General features: G+C 65.1%; 16 protein-coding genes. 10 read left to right on the top strand and 6 right to left on the bottom strand.

The features are described from left to right. Positions 1–128: 128 nt before the first annotated feature. Entirely contained in the window at positions 129–1,046 is a 918-nt protein-coding gene (locus ACSHT2_RS23255) for a sulfite exporter TauE/SafE family protein (protein ID WP_440636763.1), read from the top strand. Beyond that, positions 1,043–1,813: a TIGR02186 family protein gene (locus tag ACSHT2_RS23250; protein WP_440636761.1), complete on the top strand. Its 771-nt coding sequence runs from the start codon at positions 1,043–1,045 to the stop codon at positions 1,811–1,813. The genes ACSHT2_RS23255 and ACSHT2_RS23250 overlap by 4 nt, the downstream gene beginning before the upstream one ends. A gap of 114 nt (positions 1,814–1,927) precedes the next feature. Here ACSHT2_RS23250 and ACSHT2_RS23245 read toward each other — a convergent pair whose 3' ends face one another. Beyond that, positions 1,928–2,839 carry a DMT family transporter gene (locus ACSHT2_RS23245; RefSeq protein ID WP_440636759.1) on the bottom strand — a complete coding sequence of 304 codons (912 nt, stop codon included), beginning with the start codon at positions 2,837–2,839 and terminating at the stop codon, positions 1,928–1,930. Between the two features lie 98 nt (positions 2,840–2,937). Between ACSHT2_RS23245 and ACSHT2_RS23240 the strand changes: the two genes are divergently transcribed. After that, entirely contained in the window at positions 2,938–3,801 is an 864-nt protein-coding gene (locus tag ACSHT2_RS23240) for a LysR family transcriptional regulator (RefSeq protein ID WP_440636757.1), read from the top strand. A 23-nt stretch (positions 3,802–3,824) separates the two neighbouring features. Here ACSHT2_RS23240 and ACSHT2_RS23235 read toward each other — a convergent pair whose 3' ends face one another. Continuing rightward, the gene (locus ACSHT2_RS23235; protein ID WP_440636755.1) at positions 3,825–4,082 is read right to left on the bottom strand and encodes a hypothetical protein; all 258 of its coding nucleotides are present in this window, start codon (positions 4,080–4,082) and stop codon (positions 3,825–3,827) included. A 206-nt stretch (positions 4,083–4,288) separates the two neighbouring features. Here ACSHT2_RS23235 and ACSHT2_RS23230 point away from each other — a divergent pair, with 206 nt between their 5' ends. Both ACSHT2_RS23230 and ACSHT2_RS23225 read left to right on the top strand, forming a co-directional pair. Continuing rightward, positions 4,289–6,805 carry a glycogen/starch/alpha-glucan phosphorylase gene (locus ACSHT2_RS23230; protein WP_440636753.1) on the top strand — a complete coding sequence of 839 codons (2,517 nt, stop codon included), beginning with the start codon at positions 4,289–4,291 and terminating at the stop codon, positions 6,803–6,805. A 225-nt stretch (positions 6,806–7,030) separates the two neighbouring features. Further along, positions 7,031–7,846: an acyl-CoA thioesterase gene (locus ACSHT2_RS23225; RefSeq protein WP_440636751.1), complete on the top strand. Its 816-nt coding sequence runs from the start codon at positions 7,031–7,033 to the stop codon at positions 7,844–7,846. Between the two features lie 237 nt (positions 7,847–8,083). On the opposite strand, the gene ACSHT2_RS23220 is transcribed toward ACSHT2_RS23225, so the two are convergent. From ACSHT2_RS23220 to ACSHT2_RS23210, 3 genes are all read right to left on the bottom strand, one after another. Beyond that, positions 8,084–9,700, bottom strand: a complete 1,617-nt coding sequence (locus tag ACSHT2_RS23220; RefSeq protein WP_440636749.1) for a phosphoenolpyruvate carboxykinase — start codon at positions 9,698–9,700, stop codon at positions 8,084–8,086. A gap of 284 nt (positions 9,701–9,984) precedes the next feature. Further along, entirely contained in the window at positions 9,985–12,579 is a 2,595-nt protein-coding gene (locus ACSHT2_RS23215) for a CHAT domain-containing tetratricopeptide repeat protein (RefSeq protein ID WP_440636747.1), read from the bottom strand. A gap of 64 nt (positions 12,580–12,643) precedes the next feature. Beyond that, complete coding sequence (locus ACSHT2_RS23210; RefSeq protein ID WP_440642908.1) at positions 12,644–13,393, bottom strand: HugZ family protein; 750 nt, start codon at positions 13,391–13,393, stop codon at positions 12,644–12,646. Positions 13,394–13,634: 241 nt separating this feature from the next. Here ACSHT2_RS23210 and ACSHT2_RS23205 point away from each other — a divergent pair, with 241 nt between their 5' ends. From ACSHT2_RS23205 to ACSHT2_RS23185, 5 genes are all read left to right on the top strand, one after another. Beyond that, positions 13,635–14,336, top strand: coding sequence for a response regulator transcription factor (locus tag ACSHT2_RS23205; RefSeq protein ID WP_008542552.1), 702 nt, complete (start codon positions 13,635–13,637; stop codon positions 14,334–14,336). 115 nt (positions 14,337–14,451) lie between these two features. Beyond that, a complete protein-coding gene (locus ACSHT2_RS23200; protein WP_440636746.1) occupies positions 14,452–16,248 on the top strand; it encodes a stimulus-sensing domain-containing protein in 1,797 nt (598 codons plus the stop codon). Further along, positions 16,245–16,769, top strand: coding sequence for an HPr kinase/phosphorylase (locus tag ACSHT2_RS23195; RefSeq protein WP_440636744.1), 525 nt, complete (start codon positions 16,245–16,247; stop codon positions 16,767–16,769). Before ACSHT2_RS23200 ends, ACSHT2_RS23195 begins: the two co-directional genes overlap by 4 nt. A 133-nt stretch (positions 16,770–16,902) precedes the next feature. Continuing rightward, positions 16,903–17,304, top strand: a complete 402-nt coding sequence (locus tag ACSHT2_RS23190) for a PTS sugar transporter subunit IIA (protein ID WP_024339151.1) — start codon at positions 16,903–16,905, stop codon at positions 17,302–17,304. Further along, positions 17,301–17,618: an HPr family phosphocarrier protein gene (locus ACSHT2_RS23185; protein WP_271531350.1), complete on the top strand. Its 318-nt coding sequence runs from the start codon at positions 17,301–17,303 to the stop codon at positions 17,616–17,618. The genes ACSHT2_RS23190 and ACSHT2_RS23185 overlap by 4 nt, the downstream gene beginning before the upstream one ends. A 235-nt stretch (positions 17,619–17,853) precedes the next feature. Here the strand turns inward: ACSHT2_RS23185 and ACSHT2_RS23180 are convergent, their stop codons facing one another. After that, positions 17,854–19,482 (bottom strand): glycosyltransferase family 39 protein, encoded by a 1,629-nt coding sequence (locus tag ACSHT2_RS23180; protein WP_440636742.1) that lies wholly within the window; start codon positions 19,480–19,482, stop codon positions 17,854–17,856. Between the last annotated feature and the right edge of the window lie 35 nt (positions 19,483–19,517).

Here is a 19,517-nt window from a genome sequence, read left to right as displayed (position 1 = left end):
CCATTCACCACACCCGAAATTCCCGGTCCCTCCCCGCTCCGAATTCCGCTATTGAGGGGCGCGGCAATCGTTCCGTCCTTTCCGCGAGCATTCCGCGTTCGTCGATCCGCTCGCCGGTGCGTGGTTCAATGCAGCTTTACCTCCCGATCGCCGATCTTCCAGTCAACGTCTTCCTGGTGCTCGCCATGGGGGCCGCGGTCGGCTTCGTCTCCGGCATGTTCGGAATCGGCGGCGGCTTCCTGATGACGCCGCTGCTGATCTTCATCGGCATCACGCCGGCGGTGGCGGTTGCCTCCGTTGCCAGCCATATCGCGGCCTCGTCCTTTTCCGGCGCCCTATCCTACTGGCGACGGCGCGCGATCGATCCGGCGCTGGCAAGCGTTCTGCTCTGCGGCGGCGTGACCGGCACGGCACTCGGCGTCTGGACGTTCACGCAGCTGCGCGCGCTCGGCCAGCTCGATCTGATGATCGCGCTGTCCTATGTCGTGCTGCTCACCACCGTCGGCAGCCTGATGTTTTCCGAGGGCCTGCGCGCGTTGATGCGGACCCGGCGCGGCGCACTGCCGCCGCGGCGCACGCACAACTGGATCCACGGCCTGCCGCTGAAGATGCGGTTCAAGCGCTCGAAGATCTATCTCTCGGTGATTCCGGTCGTGGTGGTCGGCATCGTGATCGGCTTCATCGGCGCCATCATGGGCATCGGCGGCGGCTTCATCCTGGTGCCGATCATGATCTATCTGCTCAGGGTGCCCACCTCGACGGTGATCGGGACCTCGATGGTGCTGACGCTCGTCACGATGCTGTTCGCGACCATGCTGCACGCCGTGACCAACCACCTCGTCGACGCCGTGCTGGCGCTGATCCTGATGGTCGGCGGCGTCACCGGCGCGCAGTTCGGCGCCCGCGCCGGCCAGAAGATCCGCGGCGAGCAGCTGCGGTTGCTGCTCGGCCTGCTGATCCTCTCGGTCGGCGTCCGCTTCGCGATCGAGCTGGTGGTCCAGCCCTCGGATCTCTTCACCATTCGCGAGCTGGGAGTGAGCGGATGACGCGCACGCTTCTCGCCATCGTTCTCGTCCTGCTGCTCGGCGGTGCTGCGCGGGCCGAGCGGCTGATCGTGTCGGTCTCCAACCACCGCGTCACGGTGACACCGAACTATTCCGGCGAGGAGCTGGTGCTGTTCGGCTCGGTCGAGAGGGACGCCGCGACGCCGGCCGACCGCACGGCCTACGATCTCGTCGTCACCGTGAGGGGCCCGCGCGCCGACATGGTGACACGGCGCAAGGAGCGCACATTCGGCATCTGGATCAACACCGACTACCGGCAGTTCCTGCAGGTGCCGAGCTATCTCGCGCTGTTCGCCAACCGCCCCTTCGACGCGATCACCTCGCCCGAGATCGCACGGCGGCAGCAGATCGGGCTCAACAACGTGCTGCTGACGCAGCGGGTCGGCGGCGATTACGCCGACGTGGTGCCGAACGATGCGTTCCGCTCGGCCTTCATTCGCTTGCGCACCCAGCGCGGCCTCTATCGCGAGGATCCGAGCGCGGTGACGTTCCTGACACCAACGCTGTTCCGCACCGGCATTCCACTGCCCGCGGAGGTGCCGATCGGGACCTATGAGATCGAGATCAAGCTGTTTGCGAACGGCGCATTCATCGGCAAGACCGAGACCGCGTTCGAGATCGTCAAGGTCGGCTTCGAGCAGTTCGTCGCGACCACCGCACGGCACAACGGGCTGATTTATGGTCTCGCCACCGTGGCGATGGCGCTGATGACGGGATGGATGGCGTCGATCGTGTTCCGGAAGGATTGAAGACCATTGTCATTCCGGGGCGCGCGCAGCGCGAGCCCGGAATCCATTCATCCGCAGAGTTGGTGGCCCGATGGATTCCGGGCTCGACGCTTCGCGTCGCCCCGGAATGACGGCTCACAGCGCCACCTTCGCCGGTCGCGTCACCAGATAAATGCCAAGCGCCACCGGGATGATGCCCAAGAGATCGCGCGCCTCGACCTGCTCGCCGAGCACGAGGAACGCGAACAGCATGCCGAGCGGCGGCATCAGGAAATGATAGGCGCTGGCAGCGGTGGCGCCGCACACCTTCAGCAGTTGAAACCAGAGCCAATAGGCGAGGATCGAGCCGCCGAGCACGAGGAAGGCGAAGGCGCCGATCAGGCTCGGCGTATAGTCGATCGCATGGATATCGGCGAAGGTGAGCGCGACCGGCGTCAGCACGATGCCCGCGGCGAGGTTCTGCACGCCGTTGCCGATCCACAAGGACCCCTTCGGCGCCAGCAGCTTGAACAGGATGGTGCCGGACACGAGCGAGGCCAGCGAGGCCAGCGTGAAGACGATGCCGTGCAGGGAATCGGTACCGACCGACAGGCGGTGCCAGACGATCGCCGTCACGCCGATCACGCCGAGCAAGAGGCCGCTCGCCTTGCGCCACGTCATGCCTTCGCCGAGCAAAATCGCGGCGAGCGCCGCCGTGAACACCGGATTGGCCGAGACGATCAGTCCGCCGAGGCCGGCGGAGACCGATTGCAACCCGGTGTAGCCGAGCCCGAGATAGAGCGCGTTGTTGGCGATGCCGAGCACGGCGAAGACGGCGGCGTCGCGCCAGGACAATGACCAATCGTCGCCGCGGATCAGCGTCGCAACGAGAATCAGGATGCCGGCCAGCGAGAAGCGCGCAGCGAGCAGGATCAGCGGCGGGCAATGGGTGACGCCGATCTTGCCTGCGACGAAGGCATAGCTCCAGAGCAGGCAGAACAGGCCGATGGCGAACGGCAACGTGTTGAAACGGCTGCGGGGCGCGGGAAGCGAGGTGGCGAGCGACATGAGGGCATTCTCCTGAGCCCTCGATCTAGAGAGATGGCTTGTCATTTGGAAATTAAATGATTAACTCCACGCCAGTTGAATTTCGAATGGATGCGCCCATGCTCGATCTGGAGCTCCTGCGCAGCTTCGTCTCGGTGGTCGAGGCCGGCGGCTTCACCCGCGCCGGCGCCCGCGTCCACCGCACGCAGTCGACCGTGAGCCAGCAGATCAAGCGGCTGGAGGAGGATGTCGGCCAGCTGCTGCTGCACCGCGACGGCAAGGACGTGCGGCCGACCGAGGCCGGCGAGCGCCTGCTCTCCTATGCGCGCCGATTGCTCTCGCTCGCCGAGGAGGCGCGGGACGTGCTGCGCCAGCCTGATAGCGAAGGCGCGATCCGGCTCGGCATCCCCGAGGATTTCGCGGCGTACCGGCTGCCCAAATTGTTGGGTGCGTTCTCGCGCTCGCATCCGGGCCTGCGGCTCGACGTGCGCGCCGACCAGAGCAAGCACCTGGCCCGCGATCTCGAACGCGGCGAGCTCGATCTTGCGCTCTACAAGCGCGAGGCCGGCGGAAAGGACGCGATCGCGGTGTGGCCGGAGCGGGTGCACTGGGTCACCAGCAAGAGCCATCCGGTCGACATCAACGTGTCGTCGGTGCCGCTGATCGGCTTTCCGCTCGGCTGCATCTATCGCGCCGGCGCCATCCACGCACTGGAAAGCGCGGGCCGCGCCTGGCACACCGCCTATACGTCATCGAATCTCGCCGGCATCCAGGCCGCCGTCGCCGCCGGCATGGGCCTGAGCATCCTGTCGGAGATGTCGATCCAGTCCGAGCACCGCGTGCTGACGGCGAAGGAGGGCTTTGCGCCGATCAACAAGACCGAGCTCGCACTGATGGCTGCGCCGGATGCGAGCCCGGCAACGCTGCGGCTTGCCGATCGTCTCGCGGAGTTTTGCGACACGGTGCAGACCAAGGCGGCTTGAGCTCGCTGGACCTCCGGCGTCTCTCAATTGGCCGCGGACAGCAGCTTGTCGCCGCACGCATTTGCGTAGAACTTGCCGCCGCATTGGCGCTTGATCGCGGCGCAGCGGGCTGCGCGCGACGCATTCTGCGGGATCGTGAATCCGCAACTGAGACCGTCGGCGCTGAGACCGGATTTGCCGGCGGCAAAGGCCGCGCCGGAGGCGCTGATGCAAACGACGAGCAGGCCCGCAACGGCGATTTCGATCGGCAATCGCGTCAGCAGTCGTGTCAGCGGTCTCATGGGGCGCCTCCTCCACACTGATGGCTGAATCTTTCGTAATCTAGCACCGAATCCCGGTTTCTCCGTGCTCGCCCGGGTTCCCAACTCGGCCCGTTCCTTGCATAAATTTGCGCCAGCGCAGTGCACGCGCGCACGGGCGACAGTTCCGGTGCAAGGGCAGGACGCGTAGATTGGTAAGAGTTCTTTCGACCCAGGAAGTGACGGCTTTGCAGGATTCATCGTTCCAACCCAGTTTTCCGGCCCCCGGACAGCCCATCGACGAACTCGCGCTGGCTGAGATCAAGGGCGCGATCCTGGCAAAGCTGCGCCTTGCCATCGGCAAGGACGCGGGCATGGCGACCAAGCACGACTGGTACCAGGCCGCAGCACTGGCTCTGCGCGACCGCATCGTGCATCGTTGGCTCACGGTCGAGAAGCACAGCTACGATGCCGGGCGCAAACGGGTCTATTATCTCTCGCTCGAATTCCTCATCGGCCGCCTGTTCACCGACGCGCTCAACAACATGGGGCTGCTGAAGATCTTCGAGGTCGCGCTCGGCGATCTCGGCGTTTCGTTACCCGAGCTGCGCAAATGCGAGCCGGACGCGGCGCTCGGCAATGGCGGCCTCGGCCGGCTCGCCGCCTGCTTCATGGAGAGCATGGCGACGCTCTCGATCCCCGCGATCGGCTACGGCATCCGCTATGATTTCGGCCTGTTCCGCCAGATCATCAACCAAGGCTGGCAGCAGGAATATCCCGATGAATGGCTGAGCTTCGGCAATCCCTGGGAATTGCAGCGGCCGGAGGTGATCTACGACATCAATTTCGGCGGCGGCATCGAGCATGTCGACGACAAAGGCCGGGACCGCGCCATCTGGCATCCTGCGGAGACCGTGCAGGCGATCGCTTATGACACGCCGATCGTCGGCTGGCGCGGCCAGCACGTCAATGCGCTGCGGCTGTGGTCGGCGCGCTCACCCGATCCGCTGAAGCTCGATGCCTTCAACAAGGGCGATTATGTCAGCGCCAGCGCCGAGCAGTCGCGCGCGGAGGCGATCTGCAAGTTCCTCTATCCGAACGACGAGAGCCCTGCGGGACGCGAGCTGCGACTGCGCCAGGAATATTTCTTCGTCTCGGCCTCGCTGCAGGACCTGGTGAAGCGGCACCTCGGCTCCGACGGCCAGCTCCGCAGCCTCGCGAGCAAGGTCGCGGTGCAGCTCAACGACACCCATCCGAGCCTCGCCGTCACCGAGCTGATGCGGATCCTCGTCGACCTCCACAATTTCCGCTGGGACGAGGCCTGGAAGATCACGGTCGCCACCCTCTCCTACACCAACCACACGCTGCTGCCCGAGGCGCTGGAGACCTGGCCGGTCGAGCTGTTCGAGCGGCTGTTGCCGCGGCATCTGGAGATCATCTACCGGATCAACGTGCAGCATCTGGCGCTCGCCGAGGCGCGCTGCCCCGGCGACATCGACTTCCGCGCCTCGGTCTCGCTGATCGACGAGAAGAGCGGACGCCGCGTGCGCATGGGCCAGCTCGCCTTCGTCGGCTCGCACCGCATCAACGGCGTCTCGGCGATGCATTCCGACCTGATGCGCGAGACCGTGTTCCACGACCTCAACCATCTCTATCCCGGCCGCATCACCAACAAGACCAACGGCATCACCTTCCGCCGCTGGCTGATGCTGGCGAACCCGAAGCTGACCGACCTGCTGCGCGAGACCTGCGGCGAGGCCGTGCTCGACGACCCCACCCAGCTCTCGCTGATCGAGGCGCGCGCCAGCGACGTCGAGTTCCAGAAGGCATTCCGCAGCGTCAAGCACCACAACAAGACGGCCCTGGCGCGCCTGATCGGCGAGCGGCTCGGCATCAAGGTCGATCCGAGCGCGCTGTTCGACGTGCAGATCAAGCGCATCCACGAGTACAAGCGCCAGCTGCTCAACGTCATCGAGACGGTCGCGCTCTACCAGTCGATCAAGGACGATCCCAACGCCAACTGGGTGCCGCGGGTGAAGATCTTTGCCGGCAAGGCGGCGGCGAGCTATCGCTACGCCAAGCTGATCATCAAGCTGATCAACGACGTCGCCGAAATCGTCAACAACGATCCCGCGATCGACGGCAAGCTCAAGGTCGTGTTCCTGCCCGACTACAATGTCAGCCTCGCCGAGGTGATCATTCCCGCGGCCGATCTCTCCGAGCAGATCTCCACCGCCGGCATGGAAGCCTCCGGCACCGGCAACATGAAGCTGGCGCTCAACGGCGCCATCACCATCGGCACGCTCGACGGCGCCAATATCGAGATCCGCGACTATGTCGGAGCCGAGAACATCGCGATCTTCGGCATGGAGGCCGGCGACGTGATGATCCGGCGCAAGCAGGGGCTGGATGCCTCCGACGTGATCCGCAATTCGCCGAAGCTGCAGCGCGCCATCAACGCGATCGGCGCCGGCGAGTTCTCGCCCGGCGAGCCCGGCCGCTTCGAATCGATCGCGCATGCGCTGCGCTATCTCGACCATTACATGGTCAGCGCCGATTTCGATTCCTATTACGAGGCGCAGCGTGCGGTCGATGCGCGCTGGCTGGTCTCGTCGGCATGGACACGCGCCTCCATCCTCAATGTTGCGCGCATGGCCTGGTTTTCCTCCGACCGCACCATCCGCGAATATGCCGAGGAAATCTGGAACGTGCCGGTCAACCCGACCACACCGCTTCTGCCGGACCTGCGCGACGCCGCAGGCTGATTTTCCGTGGCGTGAAACGGGCGTTACCTGCGAGGTTATTGCATCAGGCGCAACGGATGGTGATATGATTGTCATCATCCCCACGGCGGCGTCAGCGAGACGAGCGCTGCAACGTCAAACGCCGTCATTGCGAGCGCAGCGACGCAATCCAGGTTCTTTCCACGGAGACAGTCTGGATTGCGTCGCTGCGCTCGCAATGACGGTGGGGCAACACCGAGGACTTCAATGCACGCCAAGCTCCCGCACCCGTTCGACGACGCCACCCGCGTCACCGCCGGTGACTCCAGCTGGCAGGGGCACACCAGCGACGATTACTGGGCCTTCGTCGGCCCATTCGGCGGCGCCACCGCCGCGACCATTTTGCGCGCGCTGATTGAGCATCCGCAAGCCGCCGGCGATCCGCTCGCACTCACCGTCAACTACTGCGCGCCGATCGCGAAGGGGCCGTTCGATCTCGACGTGCGGCTGGTGAAGGCCAACCGCTCCAGCCAGCATTGGAGCGTCGAGCTCAGCCAAGGCGGCGGCGAGGTCGCAACGCTCGCCACGGCGGTGTTCGCCGAGCGCCGGCCGTCCTGGGAGCACAGGGTGGCGCAATATCCGGATGCAAAGCCGTTCGAAGAGACGCTGCCATTCCCGAAGATCTCGGCGTCCTGGGCCAACCAGTACGAATTCCGCTTCGTCGAGGGCGAGATGCGGATCGGCCCGCAGCAGGCCGAGCCGGCCAGCACCTATTCGAAGATCTGGATCAGCGACCGCACGCCGCGCAAGCTCGACATGCTGTCGCTGACGTCGATGTCGGACGCCTTCTTCGGCCGCATCTTCCACGCCAGGCGCGAGCTGGTGCCGTTCGGCACGGTGTCGCTGACCACCTATTTCCACACCGACAGCGACGAGCTCGCGACTGAAGACATCACCCGCGTGCTCGCGACGGCCGATTCGAAGATCATGCACAAGAGCTACGCCGACCAGAACGCCGAGCTGTGGTCGCCGAACGGCAGGCTGCTCGCGACCACGACGCAGATCGCGTATTTCAAGGCCTGAGGTCTCGCACCGATGTCGTCCCCGCGAACGCGGGGACCCATAACCACAGGGAGTAATTTGGCGAAGACTCATAGTGACCCTTTCTTCGCCGGCACTTGCACTGCACTCTCTCGATAGATCACGCGGTATGGGTCTCCGCGTACGCGGGGACGACACTGAGTGTGTGGTTCGCGCAAGTGCCCATAAACAAAAAGGGCGGCCTTGCGGCCGCCCTTTTGCATTTCAAACGCTGCGAGCTTACTCCGCGGCCAGCTTCAAGTCCGGCGCGGCAGCGCGGACCTCGGCATCGACCTGGGCTTCGAACTTGGCAAAGTTCTTCTGGAACATGCCGACCAGCGCGCGGGCGGTCTTGTCGAACTCGTCCTTGTCCTTCCAGGTGTTGACCGGGTTGAGGATCTCGCTCGGCACGCCCGGCAGCGCGGTCGGGACCGCGAAGCCGAAATATTTGTCGGTGCGGAATTCGACGTTGCGCAAGCTTCCGTCGAGCGCGGCGGTGAGCAGCGCGCGCGTCACCTTGATCGGCATGCGCGAGCCGACGCCGTATTTTCCGCCGGTCCAGCCGGTGTTGACGAGCCAGCAGTCGACATTGTGCTGGGCAATGAGGTCGCGCAGCATGTTGCCGTAGACGGAGGGGTCGAGCGGCAGGAAGGGCGAGCCGAAGCAGGTGGAGAATTCCGGCTGCGGCTCGTTGCCGAGACCGCGCTCGGTGCCGGCGACCTTGGCGGTGTAGCCGGAGAGGAAGTGATACATCGCCTGCGCCGGCGAGAGCTTTGCGATCGGCGGCAACACGCCAAAGGCGTCGGCGGCGAGCATCACCACGTTCTTCGGTTGCGGCGCGCGGCCGGTGCGCGAGGCGTTCGGGATGAAGTCGAGCGGGTACGCCGAACGCGTGTTCTCGGTCTTGGAGCCGTCGTCGAAATCGACCACGCGGGTGTCTTCGTCGAGCACGCAGTTCTCGAGCACCGCGCCGAAGCGCGTCGAAGCCGCATAGATCTCCGGCTCGGCTTCCTTCGAGAGCTTGATGCACTTGGCATAGCAGCCGCCCTCGAAATTGAAGACGCCGTTCGGGCCCCAGCCGTGCTCGTCGTCGCCGATCAGCGTGCGGTTGGGATCGGCCGACAGCGTGGTCTTGCCGGTGCCCGACAGGCCGAAGAAGATCGCGGTGTCGCCCTTGGTGCCGACATTGGCCGAGCAGTGCATCGGCATCACGCCGCGCTCGGGCAGATAGTAGTTTAGCGTGGTGAAGACCGACTTCTTCATCTCGCCGGCATAATAAGACCCGCCGATCAGGACGATCTTGCGGGCGAAATCGATCGCGACGACGTTCTCCGAGCGCACGCCGTGGCGTTTAGGATCGGCGCGGAAGCTCGGCATGTCGATGATGGTGAGCTCCGGCACGAAGGTCGACAGCTCGATCGCCTCGGGGCGGATCAACAGCGTGCGGATGAACAGCGAGTGCCAGGCGAGCTCGGTGAAGACGCGCGTCTTGATCCGGTAGGCCGGATCGGCACCACCGTAGAGATCCTGCGCAAACAGCTTCTTGCCTTCGGCGTGCTTGAGGAAGTCCTGGTAGAGCGTCTCGAACTGCTCCGCGGTGATCGACTGGTTGCCGGCCCACCACATCTTCTCGTCGGTGGTGGCGTCACGCACCGTGAACTTGTCCTTCGGGCTGCGCCCGGTGAACTCGCCCGTGTCGGCGCAGAGTGCACCGTCAGCGGACAGCACGGTCTCACCCGCCGCGAGCGAGTATTGATAGAGTTGCGGCGCACCGAGATTCCAGTGCACCTGCTTGAGATTCTTTAAGCCGAATTTGTCGGCGCCGAAGGCACCGTTGCGCACGCCCGTCTCTTGCACGAAAGAATCCTCCTAGAACCCGCGACACTCAGCGCGACCAAGTTTGGCGCCCGCGGTCATCTTGATCAATGGGCCGTTCGGCCTCGGCTGAACGACCTAATAATGATGAACGCTGACGTTGCCAAGCTGATCCCGCAGGATTTGGTTTATTCAAGGACCGCGCCAAACGTCGCGCATGTCAGCTCTGAGCAACCGCGGCAGAAAAGTACGTATGATCGCGCAACCAAATGCGCGTTTGCGCGTTTCACGGGGTTATTGCGATGCACAATCCCTCCGGCGCAATTTTACCTGGCCTCACCTTCGCCGATCAGTGCGAACGGCCCCCACATCGCGGGATAGGCGTTGCGCGGCGACGAGGCGTCGTCGAGGTAGGCTAACATCGCACGGCGCAAGGCTTCGGCACGACCGATCTTCGGTTCGTTCTTGAGCAGCTCGAACGTCGACGTGGTCAGGCGGGTGGCAGCTTCCGAATCCACGGCCCAATGCGAAACCAGCAGCGCGCGGGCACCTGCGTAGAAGAACGAGCGCGCCAATCCCGACAGCGCCTCGGCCCCGGGCTTGTCGCCCGCGATGGTGTTGCAGGCCGACAGCACCACCCAGTCCGCATTGAGCTTGAGCTGGGCCACCTCGCTCGCGGTGAGAAGACCGTCGTCGAGCTCCGACGGCTGATCCGGAATGGAGAGTGCAAGCGAGGGTTCACCCAGTCCCTTGACGTCGCCGGCGACAAGGCCGTGGGTGGCAAAGTAGATGATGCCGTATTGGGCAAGCGCTGCACGCTTCAGCGTCGTTTCGCTGGCATCGCGTCCGAGATGGATATCGGCCGCGGCGGCGCCGACGTCCCTCGCCACCGCATTCAGTTCGTCGGCGGTGTCGGGCAGCTGCGGCAGCGCCTGCGCCAGCCGCGCGCGATCGACGCCAGCGCCGCGCCAGAACTCGGCATAGGCAATCGTCGCGATGCTGCGCGCGGCGACCTTGCCGTTCGCAGCGCGCCGGTCGCCAGGACCTTCCGCTGCAGGACTGAACACGGGATCGCCGAATCCGGTCATCGGCTTGACGCCGCGATCCCTGCGGGCAAAGGCGCGCAGCGATTTCAGGCTGATCACCGACGGCAGCACCGAGACGGCCTGACGCCGCAGCAGCCAGGCGGCGTCGCGATAGCCTTCGGGCCGGTCAGGGATCGCCACTTGCGGTTTCTCCGTGACCAGCAGATGAAATGGCAGTGCGGTCAGCGCGGCCGACGGCACGACCAGCAGACTGCGCTTGTCCTTCGTCAGCGCCTCGACAGGGCCGAGCAGCGCGGCATAGAGCTCGCTCGCGAGCGCAAGATCGAACAGTCCCGATTTGCCGGAGGCATCGCGCGCCTTGCCGACATCCAGGCCCCTGCGGAAGGCTGCCACCTTCTGCGCCAGCGCATCCGCTCCGAGAGAAATCTTTTTCCAGTCGACGGCATCGCGCCTGATCGCCACGACATAGCTCTCATTGTCGACGACGGAGTAGATCACCATCGCCTCGTCGGCCGAGAGCAGCGGCTGGATTTCCTTCACGGTCAGCGGCTGCGGGTTGGAGAGGGAGGCATAGTCGGGAAACTCGACTGCGAGCGTCTTCTGCAATCCATTGCGCGCGCTCGCGATCGCCGCGAGCCGCGCGCGGCTGCGCTGCTCGGCCGCGGCGTCGCGCTGCGCGGGCTGCTTCGACACCGCAGCGATGATCGCCTTGTCGAGCGCGTCGGACTCGGCTGCGAGATCCTGATCGCTGCGCACGAGCTCGGCGAGCCGATCGCTGCCGGCCGCCAACCGCACGGCGAGCTTGTTCACGGCAGAGGCGGCGGAAGATTGCTGGCCGCGCTGGATCGCGCCGAGCGCATCATCGAGCGCCCCGTCGTTCGCCAGCAGCGATTGCTGCCGCGCAGCGAACAGGATCGGCAGCGCGACACGCAGCCGGGCACGATTGGCGGCGAGCGTCTTCTGCGCGAACGGCAAAGCGTCCGCAGTTCGTCCCGTCGCCTGAAGGAAATGGGCGAGATTGCTCGTCGAGGTCGCGACATCAGGATGATCGGCCCCCAGTGCAAGCTCGCGGATCGCCAGCGCGCGACGATAGAGCGGCTCGGCATCGGCATGGCGCTGCTGGTGCTCGTAGAGCCCGGCGAGATTGTTGAGCGAGCGCGCGACATCGGGGTGTTCCGACCCCAGCACCTTCTCACGGATCGCGAGCGAGCGCTTGATCGGAGCTTCGGCATCGGCGTCGCGATTGAGGTCGCGATCGACCTGACCGATGTTGTTGAGGACGGTCGCGACCGCGGGATGCTCGGGCCCGGCTGCTTTCTGATAGATCGCGAGCGCACGCCGGAACAGCGACTCGGCGTCGGCAAAGCGCTCCTGCTTCACATAGAGCGTGGCGAGATTGTTCAGGGCTCGGCCGACATCGGGATGCTCGCGCGACAGGCTCTTTTCGCTGACGGCGAGTGCGCGCCTGAACAGCGGTTCGGCTTCGGTGAAGCGGCCCTGCCGTTGATACAGCGCGGCGAGATTGTTCAGCTCAGGTGCGATCAAGCCGGTGTCGAGGCCGAGCGACTTTTCCATCAGCGCGATGGCGCGCTTGTAGATCGGCTCGGCCAGATCGTCGCGGCCCTGGCCGGCATGGACCTGGCCGAGATTGTTGAGCGCGGCGGACAGTTCGCGACCGTCGTTGGCCTTCTCCAGGCTCGCGACCATGGCCTGCGCCAGGGGCAACGCTTCCGCATATTTGCCGGCCTGATTGAGTGCGTTGATCCGCGCCCCCTGTGCGGCGAGATCGCCCTTCTGGGCGGGGGCCGGGGTGGCAAGCAACGTGGTGATCGCGAGCGCCAGACCCGCAGCCGATGCCATACGATGACGCGTCATGACCCCTCTCGCTGCGAGCCCGAAAACCATCACGGTCATGGGTCGCAGCGACGGGTAGCGGCGTTCAAGTCGTTGCGCCCTGGTCCATCTTCTTGCGCGCTTCGCCAGCGAGGCGGACCAGCATCTTGCGCAGCGCCGTGCCATCCGTCACCCGCTCCGGGAAGTCCAGCCGCAATGTGGTTTGGCCGTCCTGCATGTCGAGGCCCTCAGGGTCACAGCCGGTGCAGCGCCAGTCGGCCTCGGCGGCGCCGAGGAGCTTTGTTGCATAAAGGTTCATGGCGTCGCGATGGTCGGCATTCATGTGCTCGACGGCCCCCTCTTCCGCCGCCAGCAGGTCCTCGGCGCCGGCGAGGTCGGTGAGAAACTGATCGGGCCTGAGGTCGACGATGCGGCCGAAGCCCGCGACCAGATGGGTTCCCGTGGGCCGGATCCGGAAGAAGGAGAAATCCTTAAACGAAACAAAGCCCTCCGCCGACGGATGGGCACTGAGATACCGTCGCCGCAGCAGATCCTTGTCGCTGTCGGCCTCCTCCGCCCGGCCGGACAGCATGATCCGGGCGCCTTCCAGGGGATCGCCGGCCACGCGCTCGTCCAGCATCAGCGAGACCCGGCTGTCCGCGAGGACGTTCCGGGTGTGCACGGCGAGGCGCGAGATCAGCAGGATCGGCGATCCATCCGGGTGGCTGGCGAGATTGACGAGGGAACAATAGGGATCGCCGTTGCCGGTCATCAGCGTCGCCAAGGCCCCCTGCCGGGACCGCCGCAGCAGCGATTTGGCGAGCTTTCCGGGGTCGAAATCGGCGGTCGGCTGCATCGGCTTTCTCGAGTCAGGTGGTTGCATGAGGGGCCTTCTTTCGGGTAAACGAGAGTCCGGTTATGGGTCGAGATGCGGCGAATCTGCCGTGTTTCGTGGAACTTGGTCACACTTCAGCCCAGCTTGCATTGCTCGGTGACAAGGTTCGAACGCCAACTTCGGCACCCATGTATGCGGCGCATCACTGGATTGCTCGCCGTTTCAAGCCACGACCCAAACGGAAAGCAGAAAGCAGAGGCTCATGCCCACAATCGCTTTGGTCGACGACGACCGCAACATTCTCACATCCGTCTCGATCGCGCTGGAAGCCGAAGGCTACCGCATCATGACTTACACCGACGGCGCCTCCGCGCTCGACGGTTTCCGCACCACCCAGCCCGATCTTGCCATCCTCGACATCAAGATGCCGCGCATGGACGGCATGGAGACGTTGCGCCGTCTCAGGCAGAAATCCGACCTGCCGGTGATCTTCCTCACCTCCAAGGACGAAGAGATCGACGAGCTGTTCGGCCTCAAGATGGGCGCCGACGACTTCATCCGCAAACCATTCTCGCAGCGCCTCCTGGTCGAGCGCGTCAAGGCGGTGCTGCGCCGCTCGGCGCCGAAGGACCCGACCGTCGCGCCGAAGGAGAACGACGCCAAGGCGCTCGACCGCGGGCTGCTGCGCATGGATCCGGAACGCCATACCTGCACCTGGAAGAACGAGCCGGTGACGCTGACCGTCACCGAATTCCTGATCCTCCAGGCGCTCGCGACCCGGCCCGGCGTGGTGAAGAGCCGCAACGCGCTGATGGACGCCGCCTATGACGACCAGGTCTATGTCGACGACCGCACCATCGACAGCCACATCAAGCGGCTGCGCAAGAAGTTCAAGGTGGTCGACAATGAATTCGAGATGATCGAGACGCTCTACGGCGTCGGCTACCGCTTCAAGGAAGCCTGAGGCTCACGCAGCTTCACGAAAGACGAGAGCATCGCCGGTTCTGATTCCATCGGGACCGGGATCGCTCTAGGATGCGGGGACCTTCGCATAAGCTGTCCTAACGCGGGCGTAAGCATTGCTGGACCGAACGCAGCCTGATCCAAACCAGAGCGCCGGGGATGTCGCATCCGACGGCGTTCCGGAGCAGTTTGCCGAAGCCAAGCCGCAGGGCTGGCGGCCGCTGAACTGGCTGAAGCGCGCCGGGCAGTTCTTCTTCGCGCTGTCCTTCTCGAGCCTGACCCGCCGCATCGTCTCGCTCAACCTCGCCGGCCTCGTCGCGCTGGTGGCGAGCATCCTGTACCTGTCGCAATTCCGCGCCGGCCTGATCGATGCGCGCGCCCAGAGTCTCCTGGTGCAGGCCGAGATCATCGCCGGCGCGATCGCGGCCTCCGCGACCGTGCAGACCAACGCCATCACCATCGATCCCGACAGGCTGCTCGACCTCAAGCCGGGCGAGACCTATGGCGGCTCGGACGAATATTCGCCGCTGGACTTCCCGATCAATCCGGAGCGCGTGGCGCCGGTGCTGCGCACCCTGATCTCGCCGACCAAGACGCGCGCCCGCATCTACGATCCGAACGGCAGCCTGCTGCTCGACAGCCGCAACCTCGAAAACGTGCTGCGCTTCGATCTGCCGCCTCCGGCCGAGAAGCCCGGTATCGTCGAGCGCGGCATGGTCGCGGTGCGCACCTGGCTGAACCGCGGCGACCTGCCGCTCTATCGCGAACTCGGGCCCGAGAACGGCAATGGCTATGCTGAGGTGGGAGACGCCCTGCAGGGCCAGAAGCGCTCGATGGTGCGGGTCAATGCGCGCGGCGAGGTGATCGTGTCGGTCGCGGTCCCGGTGCTGCGCTCGCGCGCGATCCACGGCGCGCTGATGCTGTCGACGCAGGGCGACGACATCGACCAGATGGTCACCGCCGAGCGCCTCGCCATCCTGAAGGTCGGCGGCGTCGCCGCCGCCGTCATGATCATGTTGTCGCTGTTGCTCGCGAGCACGATCGCCGGGCCCGTGCGCCGGCTCGCCGACAGCGCCGAGCGCGTCCGCCGCCGCATCAAGGCCCGCATCGAGATTCCCGACTTCACGCGCCGCCGCGACGAGATCGGCCACCTCTCCGGCGCGCTGCGCGACATGACCAGCGCGCTCTACAGCCGCATCGAGGCGATCGAGATGTTCGCCGCCGACGTCGCCCATGAATTGAAGAACCCGCTGACCTCGCTGCGCTCGGCGGTCGAGACGCTGCCGCTGGCGCGCAACGAGAACAGCCGCGCGCGCCTGCTCGAAGTGATCGAGCACGACGTCAAGCGGCTCGACCGGCTGATCTCCGACATCTCCGACGCCAGCCGCCTCGATGCCGAATTGCAGCGCCAGGATGCGGTCCCGGTCGATCTGCGCCGCCTGTTGACGACGCTGGTGTCCGTCGCCAATGAAACCAAGCTCGGCCACGACGTCGCGGTCGAGACGCGCTTCGAGGGCCGGAGCCCGAACGACACCTTCTCCGTGACCGGCCATGATTCACGGCTCGGGCAAGTGGTCTCCAACCTGCTCTCCAACGCGCAATCGTTCTCGGAAGCCGGCAGCAAGGTGCGCCTCACTTGCCGCCGCGTGCGCGGCGAGATCGAGATCGTGGTCGACGACGACGGCCCCGGCATTCGCGACGACGCGCTGGAGCGCATCTTCGAGCGCTTCTACACCGACCGTCCGCATCAGGGCTTTGGCCAGAACTCCGGCCTTGGCCTGTCGATCTCCAAGCAGATCATCGACGCCCATGGCGGACGCATCTGGGCGGAGAACCGTCCCGGCCCGCTGGATGCCGACGGCGCTCCGGCGGTTGCCGGCGCGCGCTTCGTGGTGAGGCTGCCGGCCCTATGAGCGACGCCGGGTCCAGCGTTCACGCCTCCGCCGTCAAGGTCGGATCTCTGGCGGTGCTGATCCGCGGGCCCTCGGGCTCCGGCAAGTCGCGCCTTGCCTTTGATTTGATCATGGCCGGACGCTCGGGCGTGGTGGAAAGGGCCGTTCTGGTCGGCGATGACCGTGTCCATCTGGCGACAGTCGGCCACGAAATTGAGGTGCGGCCCGCGCCGGTCTTGGCCGGCCTGATCGAGATCCGGGGCTTGGGGATCCGCCGCTGCGACTTCGTGGAGCATGCGACTGTCGGTCTCGTGGTCGATCTGGACGCAGCGGATGCGGAGCGCCTGCCACCGGCGGAATCCCTGAAGACAGGCATTTTAGGTGTCGAATTACCGCGAGTCCCGGTCGGCCGCGGCTATTCGCCCCTCCCCCTGGTTGTTGCGGCCTTGACCACTACCAAGAGTTCATCCTCCGTTAACCTTTCCGGCGATTGTTTGAAGGGAAATTGTAACCATATCAACCCCAGTATCGCGACCGAATAGACCGGCGCAGCTCCCCTTATCCATCCGTCTAGATTCAGGGAGATACGCAACATCCCCCCTTGCGCGGGGGCTCTGGATGGTCAAAGTGGCGCGTTCGTGCGGTGCACCAAAAGCGCCCGCGAGGAGTTTTCCGATGATTGGTCTAGTACTTGTGACCCACGGGCGCCTTGCCGACGAATTCAAGGCGGCGCTTGAACATGTCATGGGTCCACAAAAGCAAATCGAAGCGATCACGATCGGCGCCGAAGACGATTCCGATCTCTGCCGAAGCGACATCATCGAGGCGGTCAACCGCGTCGATTCCGGCGACGGCGTTGCGATCCTCACCGACATGTTCGGCGGCACGCCATCCAACCTTGCAATATCCTGCATGAGCCGGCCCAAGGTCGAAGTGCTCGCGGGGATCAACCTTCCCATGTTGGTGAAGCTCGCAAAGGTGCGCGAGGAGCGTTCGCTGCCCGATGCGATCGCGATGGCTCAGGAAGCGGGCCGCAAATACGTCACCATCGCCAGCCGCGTCCTCGCCGGCAAATGAGCGGGGAGGCGTCACAAGCGGGGACAGGCGTGCCCGCGGGCGCGATCTCCAAGGATCTCCTGATCATCAACAAGCGCGGCCTGCATGCCCGTGCCTCCGCGAAATTCGTCCAGGCGGTCGAGCGCTTCGACGCGCAGGTGTGGGTGACGCGCGGCGGCGAGACCGTCGGCGGCACCTCGATCATGGGCCTGATGATGCTCGCCGCCGGACCCGGCACGACGATCACGGTATCCGCCGCCGGCACGGATGCCGAAGCCGCGCTCGCGGCGATCACCGAACTCGTCGAGAGCAAGTTCAACGAGGAAGGGATTTAGAGCATGATCCGGAAAAGTGCGCAGCGGTTTTCCGAAAAGATCATGCTTAAACAACAACCTAAAGCGCGATGACGATTCATCCTGATCGCATCGCGCTTTAGGCTTGTCATTCCGGGATGATGCGACAGCACCAGACCTCAGGTGCGCAATTGCGCACCGGGGAATCTCGAGATTCTCAGATGCGCAATCGCGCACCGCTGCTCGATGCTGCGCATCGCCCCGGAATGAGCTTCGGTCACTTCGCCGCCGGCGGCGCGATGTAGATGTTCCAGCTCATCGACGCGCCCGCTTTGCCGTGGGTGAAGCGGCGCGTCGCCATCACGATGCGCTCGGCGTTCGGGGCGGTCTCGGACACCCATTTCTCGAACTTGGGCAGGCGTTCGTCGGTCGGGTCAAACACGCCAATGAAGCCGTACTTCTTGACGTCATCACGCGAGGTCAGCCCGGAATCCCAGGCTTCGATCGGCAGCAGCGCGGCCGGATGATCCGGACTGTAGAACACCAGCGGCTGGATCGACTCCATGGTGCCGGCGACGACGGCCCAGCGCGAGGCGAAGCGCGCGTGCCAGGCCTGGGTCAGCTCGCGCGCCAGCTCCGAGCGCGCGCCATAGGTCGCGGTGTTGCCGGCATTGGCCGCCATCTCGCGCGAGGCGATCCAGGGCGAAGCGGCAAGCGTCGCGGCACTGAGCACGAGCCAGATCGCGGCGATGTTGAACAGCACAGCGCTCTGCACCCGCAATGCAGGAATCGCGACCAGCGCGAGCGGGACCAGGAAGAACAGCGAGATGCCCCAATCGGTCTTCATGTAGATGCTGAAGACCAGCGCGCCGAGCGGCGGGCCGAAGGCGACGATGACCTGGACGATCCAGACGTTCAGGGCCTGCGAGACATTGACGCCGGAATTGCCGCCGCGTGCCCAGGCGCGTGTGACGATGCGCGAGGGGGCGCGCAGCAGCAGCTTGACCCAGGGCGGCACCAGCGCCATGGCCAGCGCCGCGAGCGCCACCGGCAATGCGAGCAGCCCCAGATTGTGCAGCACATAGCCGGCGACGAGCTGATGCACCTGATCGCTGTCCTGGAGGCTGTAGGTGTCGCCGGCATAGGTCAGCGGCACGAAATGCGCGTCCGCCAGCCAGACGATGTGCGGGATCATCGCCGCGACCATGGTCACGATCGCGACCCACGGTGCGGGCGACGACAGGAAGCGCAACCGGTCGGGATGGATCAGCGCGGCAAGTCCGATGGCGCCGATCATGGTCAGCACCCAATATTTGGTCATCAGCGCCAGCGCGCCGGCAAGGCCGAGCAAGACTCCGGACTGCCAGGTCCGCTTCCCGAACGCGTTGAGATAAGCGAGCACCAGGAGAGGCAACGTGACGAGCTGGAGCAGGTCCGGGTTGTACTTGAAGCCCTTGAAATTGAAGATCGGGTAGAGTGCGATCATCACCACGACGAGGAACGCACGTCGCGCATCCACCACGCGCAAGCTCACGAGCCAGCAGATCACCATGCCGACGCTCACCGTCGCCATCGCGAGCGCATAGGTCGCCCAGTCCGCCGCCGGGAACACCTTGAACCAGAGGCCGGCCACCCATCCCGACAGCGGCGGGTGCTTGCCATAACCCCAGAGGAATTTCTGGCCCCAGCCATAGGCTTCTGCGACGTCCATGTGAACGTCCTGCGCCGCCTTGAGATTGATCAGGATAAAGGTCCAGAGCACCGCATGCAGGATGGCAAGCTGGATCACCAGCCACAGGCGCGCCTCGGGCCGGATCGCGCAGGCAACCAGCCAGGCCCGGAAGCGGTTGTAACTCAAGCGGGTCTTCGCCCGCGCTCTGGCGGATGGGATCGAGGTGGTGGACATGGGCCGTGCGTAGCGCGTTTTGGCCTGCCGTGGAA

Source organism: Bradyrhizobium sp. PUT101 (assembly GCF_052043945.1).
Taxonomy (GTDB): domain Bacteria; phylum Pseudomonadota; class Alphaproteobacteria; order Rhizobiales; family Xanthobacteraceae; genus Bradyrhizobium.
Note: the sequence above shows the minus strand (reverse complement) of the source record. Positions and strands in the feature narration are given on the sequence as shown.